The sequence below is a fragment of the Streptomyces sp. NPDC017529 genome (assembly GCF_044329785.1).
Classification (GTDB): Bacteria; Actinomycetota; Actinomycetes; order Streptomycetales; family Streptomycetaceae; genus Streptomyces.
Map to the genome: position 1 here is coordinate 126,377 of NZ_JBIRJY010000004.1, position 7,455 is coordinate 133,831.

8 protein-coding genes are annotated in these 7,455 nt (G+C 71.8%); 6 read left to right on the plus strand and 2 right to left on the minus strand.

Features of this window, described 5'->3' with window-relative positions:
- The first annotated feature begins 82 nt into the window (after positions 1–82).
- From ACH4K4_RS11235 to ACH4K4_RS11245, 3 genes are all read left to right on the plus strand, one after another.
- On the plus strand, positions 83–1,360 hold the full coding sequence (locus tag ACH4K4_RS11235) for a thymidine phosphorylase (protein ID WP_398166493.1): 1,278 nt from the start codon (positions 83–85) through the stop codon (positions 1,358–1,360).
- Positions 1,361–1,470: 110 nt separating this feature from the next.
- Positions 1,471–1,695 carry a DUF2945 domain-containing protein gene (locus tag ACH4K4_RS11240; RefSeq protein WP_398166494.1) on the plus strand — a complete coding sequence of 75 codons (225 nt, stop codon included), beginning with the start codon at positions 1,471–1,473 and terminating at the stop codon, positions 1,693–1,695.
- Positions 1,696–1,886: 191 nt separating this feature from the next.
- Entirely contained in the window at positions 1,887–2,330 is a 444-nt protein-coding gene (locus ACH4K4_RS11245; protein ID WP_398167173.1) for a Uma2 family endonuclease, read from the plus strand.
- Positions 2,331–2,407: 77 nt separating this feature from the next.
- On the opposite strand, the gene ACH4K4_RS11250 is transcribed toward ACH4K4_RS11245, so the two are convergent.
- The gene (locus tag ACH4K4_RS11250) at positions 2,408–3,721 is read right to left on the minus strand and encodes an MFS transporter (RefSeq protein WP_398166496.1); all 1,314 of its coding nucleotides are present in this window, start codon (positions 3,719–3,721) and stop codon (positions 2,408–2,410) included.
- A gap of 62 nt (positions 3,722–3,783) precedes the next feature.
- Here ACH4K4_RS11250 and ACH4K4_RS11255 point away from each other — a divergent pair, with 62 nt between their 5' ends.
- Positions 3,784–4,791: a LysR family transcriptional regulator gene (locus tag ACH4K4_RS11255; RefSeq protein WP_398166497.1), complete on the plus strand. Its 1,008-nt coding sequence runs from the start codon at positions 3,784–3,786 to the stop codon at positions 4,789–4,791.
- Between the two features lie 68 nt (positions 4,792–4,859).
- On the opposite strand, the gene ACH4K4_RS11260 is transcribed toward ACH4K4_RS11255, so the two are convergent.
- Positions 4,860–5,627, minus strand: a complete 768-nt coding sequence (locus ACH4K4_RS11260) for an alpha/beta hydrolase (protein WP_398166499.1) — start codon at positions 5,625–5,627, stop codon at positions 4,860–4,862.
- Between the two features lie 103 nt (positions 5,628–5,730).
- Here ACH4K4_RS11260 and ACH4K4_RS11265 point away from each other — a divergent pair, with 103 nt between their 5' ends.
- Positions 5,731–6,891, plus strand: coding sequence for an adenosine deaminase (locus tag ACH4K4_RS11265; RefSeq protein WP_398166501.1), 1,161 nt, complete (start codon positions 5,731–5,733; stop codon positions 6,889–6,891).
- Between the two features lie 138 nt (positions 6,892–7,029).
- The gene (locus ACH4K4_RS11270; RefSeq protein WP_398166503.1) at positions 7,030–7,314 is read left to right on the plus strand and encodes a hypothetical protein; all 285 of its coding nucleotides are present in this window, start codon (positions 7,030–7,032) and stop codon (positions 7,312–7,314) included.
- Positions 7,315–7,455: the final 141 nt, after the last annotated feature.

Consider the following 7,455-nt stretch of genomic DNA (forward strand, 5'->3'; position numbering starts at 1 on the left):
TAGAACTGGACACGCCCGCTCGCCGCGTCGTTCCCGGGTACAGGGACGGGCTGAGCCGGCCGTTCCACGAAAGGAAGCCCAGATGGACGTCATCTCGGTCATCCGCGCGAAGCGCGACAAGCAGGAGCTGACCCCCGAGCAGATCGACTGGGTCATCGACGCCTACACGCGCGGCGAGGTCGCCCACGAGCAGATGTCGGCCCTGGCGATGGCCGTCTTCCTCAACGGCATGAACCGTACGGAGATCGCCCGCTGGACGGCCGCCATGATCGCCTCCGGCGAGCGGATGGACTTCTCCGCCCTCGCCCGCCCGACCGCCGACAAGCACTCCACCGGCGGCGTCGGCGACAAGATCACCCTGCCGCTCGCGCCCCTCGTCGCCGCCTGCGGCGCCGCCGTACCCCAGCTCTCCGGCCGCGGCCTCGGCCACACCGGCGGCACCCTCGACAAGCTGGAGGCCATCCCCGGCTGGCGGGCGCTGCTCTCCAACGCCGAGATGATGGACGTACTGGACCGCGTCGGCTCCGTCATCTGCGCGGCGGGCGACGGCCTGGCCCCCGCCGACAAGAAGCTCTACGCGCTGCGCGACGTCACCGGCACCGTCGAGGCGATCCCGCTGATCGCCTCCTCCATCATGTCCAAGAAGATCGCCGAGGGCACCGGCTCCCTCGTCCTGGACGTCAAGGTCGGCTCCGGCGCCTTCATGAAGAACATCGAGGACGCCCGCGAACTCGCCGCCACCATGGTGGAACTCGGCACCGACCACGGCGTACGGACCTCCGCCCTGCTCACCGACATGTCCACCCCGCTCGGCCTGACCGCCGGCAACGCCCTCGAAGTCCGCGAATCGGTGGAGGTACTGGCGGGCGGCGGCCCGGCCGACGTCGTCGAACTCACCCTCGCCCTGGCCCGCGAAATGCTCGACGCGGCCGGCCTGAAGGACGCCGACCCCGCCAAGGCCCTCGCCGACGGCTCCGCCATGGACCACTGGCGCCGCATGGTCCAGGCCCAGGGCGGCGACCCCGACGCGCCGCTGCCCGTCGCCCGCGAGCAGCACACCGTCAACGCCTCCGCCTCCGGCGTCCTGACCACCCTCGACGCCTACGCCGTCGGCGTCTCCGCCTGGCGCCTGGGCGCCGGCCGCGCCCGCAAGGAGGACCCGGTCCAGGCGGGCGCGGGCATCGAACTCCACGCCAAGCCCGGCGACGAGGTGAAGGAAGGCCAGCCCCTCCTCACCCTCCACACCGACACCCCCGAAAAGTTCCCCTACGCCCTCGAAGCACTCGACGGCGGCGTCCTCATCGCCCCCCCGGGCACGGATCACACCCCGAACCCGGTGGTCTTGGACCGCATCGGCTGAGACGGCTCCATGCCGCTGCCGTCGGGCGCGCTCCACCCGGAGCGCGCCCGACGCGCGCCGCGCTCCGTGCGGTGATGTCCTGGAAGGGGCTGACTGGGAGGAGACCGGCGATGGCGAAGAAGAAGGACGAGTTCGGCAAGGGCGACAAGGTCACCTGGAAGAGCCACGGCAGTGAGGCCGTCGGCGAGGTGGAGAAGAAGATCACGGGGCGGACGGAGGAAGCGGGGCGGACGGTGGATGCCTCGCCGGACGAGCCGCAGTACAAGGTCCGCAGCGAGAAGTCCGGCGGCTCGGCCGTGCACAAGCCCGGGGCCCTGAAGAAGAAGCGGTCCTGAGGCCGTGGTGGGCGAATCGTTCGGGTGAACGGTGGCGGTCGGCCGCCCGCCGGTTCCTCGGGGCGTGCTGGGGTCGGGGCCTGGCGACTTGAGGGGGCCTTATGGAGGCGTGGGACGGGTTGGTCCGGTTCCGGCGGGAGACGAAATGGCCCGAGGGATGCAAGGTGCAGATTGTCGAGGGACTCGTCGTTGTGGAGCCCCCGCCGGACAGTGCTCACAATGACACGGTGGGTGAGCTGCAGCGCTTGCTGTACACCGTCATTCCTCGCGACTGGGGGATCTACCAGGCTCTGGAGCTGACGCTGCCCGGCGGGCATGGGCTGTTCGTCCCGGACGTGTCGGTAGGGCCCAAGGCACGGCGCACCAAGGATGTGCCCCGGCTCGTCGCCGAAGTCACCTCGTGGTGCGGCGCGCACCACGACCGCGTGGAAAAACTCCACGCCTACGCCACCACAGGCGTTCCCCTCTACCTTCTCCTGGACCCCTGGCACTCCGGCAAGCGGACCGCGACCCTGTACGGCGAGCCGGAAGGGGGCTCGTACCGGGTGCTGGAGATGGTGAAGTACGGCGATGAGCTGCGGCTGCCCGCACCGTTCGACGTCACCGTGGACACCGCGCTGTTTCCCGTCGGCTGACGGGAGCGCGGGCGCAGACGAAGGGCCCACCCCGCCAGGACAGGTGGCGGGGTGGGCCCTTCGGGCTGCGAGGGCCGTTACGCGGCCTTTCGTACGCGTACGACGCGGCGTTCCGCCATCGCCTTGCGCGTCGCGTACAGGGTGATCGACGCGGCGCCGACCATCGCGGCCAGGCCCAGCGCGACGGTGGCCTCCCAGCCGCCCGCGTGGAAGGCCAGCGCGCCCAGTGCGCCGCCGATGCTGCTGCCGATGTAGTACGCGCACTGGTACAGCGCGGACGCCTGCGCACGGGCGGTCTTGGCGGCGCGGCTGACCGAGGAGGACGCCACCGCGTGGCCGGCGAAGAAGCCGGCGGTGATCAGGACCAGGCCCAGCAGGACCGCGAGGAGCGACGCGGTGAGGGTGAGCAGCAGGCCCGCCGCCGTCGTGCCGACCGCGAGGTACAGGGCGCCGCGCCGGCCGACGCGGGCGACGAGGCGGCCCGCCGCGGCCGAGGAGACCGTGCCGACGAGGTAGATGAGGAAGATCGAGCCGACGATGCCCTGGGGGAGGTTGAAGGGTTCGTCGACCAGGCGGTAGCCGATGACGGTGTAGACGGCGCCGAAGACGGTCATGAACAGGGCGCCGATGCCGTACAGGCGGCGCAGCAGGGGGTCGCCCAGGTGGCCGCCGAGGGTGCGGGCCAGTGCGCGCGGGCCGACCGTGCGGGGGGAGAAGTGCCGGGCTTTGGGGACCAGGAGGCGGAAGGCCACCGCGCACACCACGGCCATCAGGCCGACGGCGCCGAGCGCGGCGCGCCAGCCCCAGGCCTGGGCCACCCAGCCGGTGACGATCCGGCCCGACATGCCGCCGATGCTGTTGCCCGCGACGAACAGGCCGATCGCGGCGACCAGCGCTTTGGCCCGTACCTCCTCGGCGAGGAACGCCATCGCGGAGGCCGGCAGCCCGGCCAGCGCCACGCCCTGGACGGCGCGCAGGGCGACCAGCCAGCCCAGGTCGGGGGCGAACGGGACCAGCATGGCGATCACCGCGGCGACCGACAGGGAGGCGGTCATCATCGTGCGGCGGCCGAAGCGTTCGGACAGCGCGCTCAGCGGGATGACGGCGAGGGCCAGGCCGAAGGTGGCGGCCGACACGGTCCAGCTCGCCTGGTCGGGGGTGACGGCGAGGTCGGCGGAGATCGCGGGGAGCAGGGCCTGTGTGGAGTACAGGAGCGCGAAGGTGGCGACGCCTGCCGCGAAGAGGGCGAAGCTCATCCGGCGGTAGCCGGGGCCGCCCGGGTGCAGTTTGGCGGCCTCGGGGTCGGCGGGCGCTGAGGTGGTGGCAGGGGACGTCGGTGCGGAGGCGTCGGCGCGCGCGGTGGCCGACGCCCCGGTATCAGCGGGAGGCATGGTCAGAACGTAAGCCCGCGCGTTTCATGCGTCCAATGCATAGAAACGTCATAATCGATGCTGTGGCACATAACAGCAGCTCGCAGCAGGGTCTGTCGCACCACGGAAACAGAAAAGACATCCGGAAGCCGTCGGGTGAACTGGCGGAAACCGCGGATCTGGGGGACGGGTCGTGGGCGCTGGCCCTGACGCCCCGGCTCGCGCAGTTCGCCGCCGTCGCGCGCCACGAGCATGTGACGCGCGCCGCCCAGGAGCTGGGCATGCCGCAGTCCACGCTCAGCCGTGCCATCGTCCGGCTGGAGGGGGACTTGGGGGTCGCGCTCTTCGCCCGGCACGGCCGGACGCTTTCCCTGACCCCGGCGGGCCGCGCCTTCCTCGCCTCCACCGAGCGCGCGCTGCTGGACGTCGAGCGCGCCACCGAGTCCGTACGGGCCGACACCGATCCGACGGCGGGCAAGGTCGCCTTCGGCTTCCTGCACACCATGGGCTCGGAGACGGTGCCCGGCCTGATCCGCACCTTCCGCGCCGACCATCCCCGGGTGCGCTTCCAGCTTGTGCAGAGCTACGGCGAGGCGATGATCGAGCGGCTGCGTGCGGGCGACCTGGACCTGTGTCTGACCTCGCCCGTCCCGGACTACCCGGGGCTGGTCGCCCGCCGCCTGGACGAGCAGAAGCTACGGCTGGTGGTGCCCGACGACCACCCGCTGGCCGCCCGCAAGCGGGTCCGGCTGGCCGAGGCGGCGGGCGAGCTGTTCGTGACCCTGGAACCGGGGTACGGGCTGCGCCGCATCACGGACGCGCTGTGCGCCGAGGCGGGATTCTCGCCGAAGGTCGCGTTCGAGGGCGAGGAGGCCGAAACGCTGCGGGGCCTGGTCGCAGCCGGTCTCGGTGTGGCCCTGCTGCCGCCGCCGGCCGTGCCGCGCCCTGGTGTTGCCGAGCTGACGGTCACGGCCCCGCGCGCGGTCCGCGAGATCGGCTTGGCCTGGCTGGAGGGCCATCCCGACACGCCTCCGGTGGCGGCGTTCAAGAAGTTCCTGCTGGGGAGGCGGGGGCAGCTCATCCCCCGGTGAGCCGAAAGGAAGGCAGCCGAAAGGCAGGTAAGGGGGAAGCGCCCGGTTGTCGGCTTGTGCGCCACGGCTCAGTGCTTCAGAGATTTTCCGAAGCCGGCCGCCAGTGGCATCCGCAGGCCCAGCGGCGGCGGAGCCGCCAGCGCGTCGGCCACCGGGCGGGCGTAGTCGTACGCGAAGAGCGAGCCCAGCATGAAGTCGGCGGCCAGTGCCAGGACTTCGGAGCGGTGCTGGTGGAGGGCGTGGCCGTCGGAGTGGACTTCGAAGCGGCAGACATCGCGGTTGATCTTCTTCGCGCGCTCCGCGTAGCGGTAGGAGAGTTCCGGGTCGGTCTTCTCGTCGTTGGTGCCGTGCACCAGCAGCACGTGCCGGCCGGCGAGCTGCTTCACGGGCACGGGCTCGGCGTCCTCGGGGCCCGGACCGGGGATCCACGGGGCCAGCGCCAGCACGGAGTTGACCGCCGGGTGGCCCGCGGCGTGCAGCGCGGCGCGCGCGCCCATGCCCGTACCGACCAGGCAGACCGGGACGTCGCCGTACCGCCGTACCACCTCGTCCAGCGCCCAGGCGGCGTCCTGCGCCGGGTGGGCCGCCGCGCCGTTCCAGCCGCGGCAGCGGTAGCGCACGACATGGGCGGCCAGGTCCTCCTGCCGCCCCGCCCGCGCCAGCCGGGCGGCGAGCGGGCGGGCCGCCAGGGCGGACAGGGGGGAGGGGCGCCGGGTGCCGGAGGGGCCGCCTTCGGGCAGTAACAGTGCGACGCCGCACACCGCCCGTCCCGCCCCGGCCGCTCCCAGCGGTTTTCCGAGCCGGGCACCGCGCACCGGCAACGCTTGCTGAGCCATGACCGAAACGATGGCAGAAGGCAGCCCGGGGGCCACCCCGTGTACGGGTCACCGTTGCGTATCGTTCGTGAAGATCTACGCGCGTAGGGGCTACAGTGCCGAGATGACGAGCGAGACCACCAACCTTCCGACCGGCGACCAGATCCGCCGCGCGCCCAAGGTGCTGCTGCACGACCACCTCGACGGCGGCCTGCGCCCTGCCACGATCGTCGAGCTGGCCCGCGAAGCCGGGTACGGCAACCTCCCCGAGACCGACCCGGAGAAGCTGGGCATCTGGTTCCGCGAGGCCGCCGACAGCGGCTCGCTGGAACGCTACCTGGAGACCTTCGCGCACACCTGTGCCGTCATGCAGACCCGTGAGGCGCTGGTGCGGGTGGCCGCCGAGTGCGCCGAGGACCTGGCCGCCGACGGCGTCGTGTACGCCGAGGTCAGGTACGCGCCCGAGCAGCACCTGGAGCAGGGGCTGACCCTCGAAGAGGTCGTCGAGGCGGTCAACGAGGGCTTCCGGGAAGGCGAACGGCGCGCCCGCGCGGCCGGCCACCGCATCCGCGTCGGCGCGCTGCTGACCGCCATGCGGCACGCGGCCCGCGCCCTGGAGATCGCCGAACTGGCCAACCGCTACCGCGACCTCGGCGTGGCCGGCTTCGACATCGCGGGCGCGGAGGCCGGCTTCCCGCCCACCCGCCACCTCGACGCCTTCGAGTACCTCAAGCGGGAGAACAACCACTTCACGATCCACGCGGGCGAGGCGTTCGGCCTGCCGTCGATCTGGCAGGCGCTCCAGTGGTGCGGCGCGGACCGGCTGGGTCACGGCGTGCGCATCACCGACGACATGGAGGTCGCCGACGACGGTTCGGTGAAGCTGGGCCGCCTCGCCTCGTACGTGCGCGACAAGCGCATCCCGCTGGAAATGTGCCCCACCTCCAACCTGCAGACCGGTGCCGCGAGCTCGTACGCGGAGCACCCGATCGGTCTGCTGCGCCGCCTGCAGTTCCGGCTGACGGTCAACACCGACAACCGGCTGATGGGCGGTACGAGCATGTCCCGGGAATTCGAGCACCTGGTCAAGACATTTCGATACACGCTCGACGACATGCAGTGGTTCACCGTCAACGCGATGAAGAGCGCGTTCATTCCTTTCGACGAACGCCTTGCGATGATCAACGATGTGATCAAGCCGGGTTACGCCGAGCTGCGGTCCGAATGGCTGTTCCAGCAGGTGGACGCCACGCCCGCGGTGATCAGTGCGCCTCACTCGGAGTGACGAAAAGAAAAGCGGAAAGGGAAACGGCCGGTGCGTCAAGCGCCGGCCGTTTCCCATTGCGGGTGGGTGTTTGCGGCGTGTCGTCGGCGTCACTAGATTCCGGTGCCGGTCAAACTCCCATCACAAGGATGTATTTCCATGAAGCAGGGAACCATCAAGACTCTCGGTACCGCCGCGCTCGGCGTCGCCTTCGCCGCCACCGCGGCGGGCACCGCCTCCGCCGCGCCGGCCGGGGAGAACGGGTCGGCGCCGGCCAACGTCTCGGAAGCGCTGCAGAGCCTGCCGGTCGACCAGACCGCCAAGACCATCACCGGCGGCAAGGACGCCGGCAAGGGCAGCGAGGGTCTGAAGGCCAACAACAAGGGCAACCTGCTCGGCGGCCTGCCCCCGGGCGGCCTCACCAAGGCGCTGCCCCTCGGCTGAGCCGGTCCGTCCCGGAGCGGGACATGGCCGTGGGGCGGGCCCGCGGACACCGGCCGGGCGGGGGGCCGAGCATGAGCGGGGGAGCAGCGGTGCCGCGGGGGCCCCCCCGCCGCCGGGGGGGGGGTGGCTACGGTTGGGGGC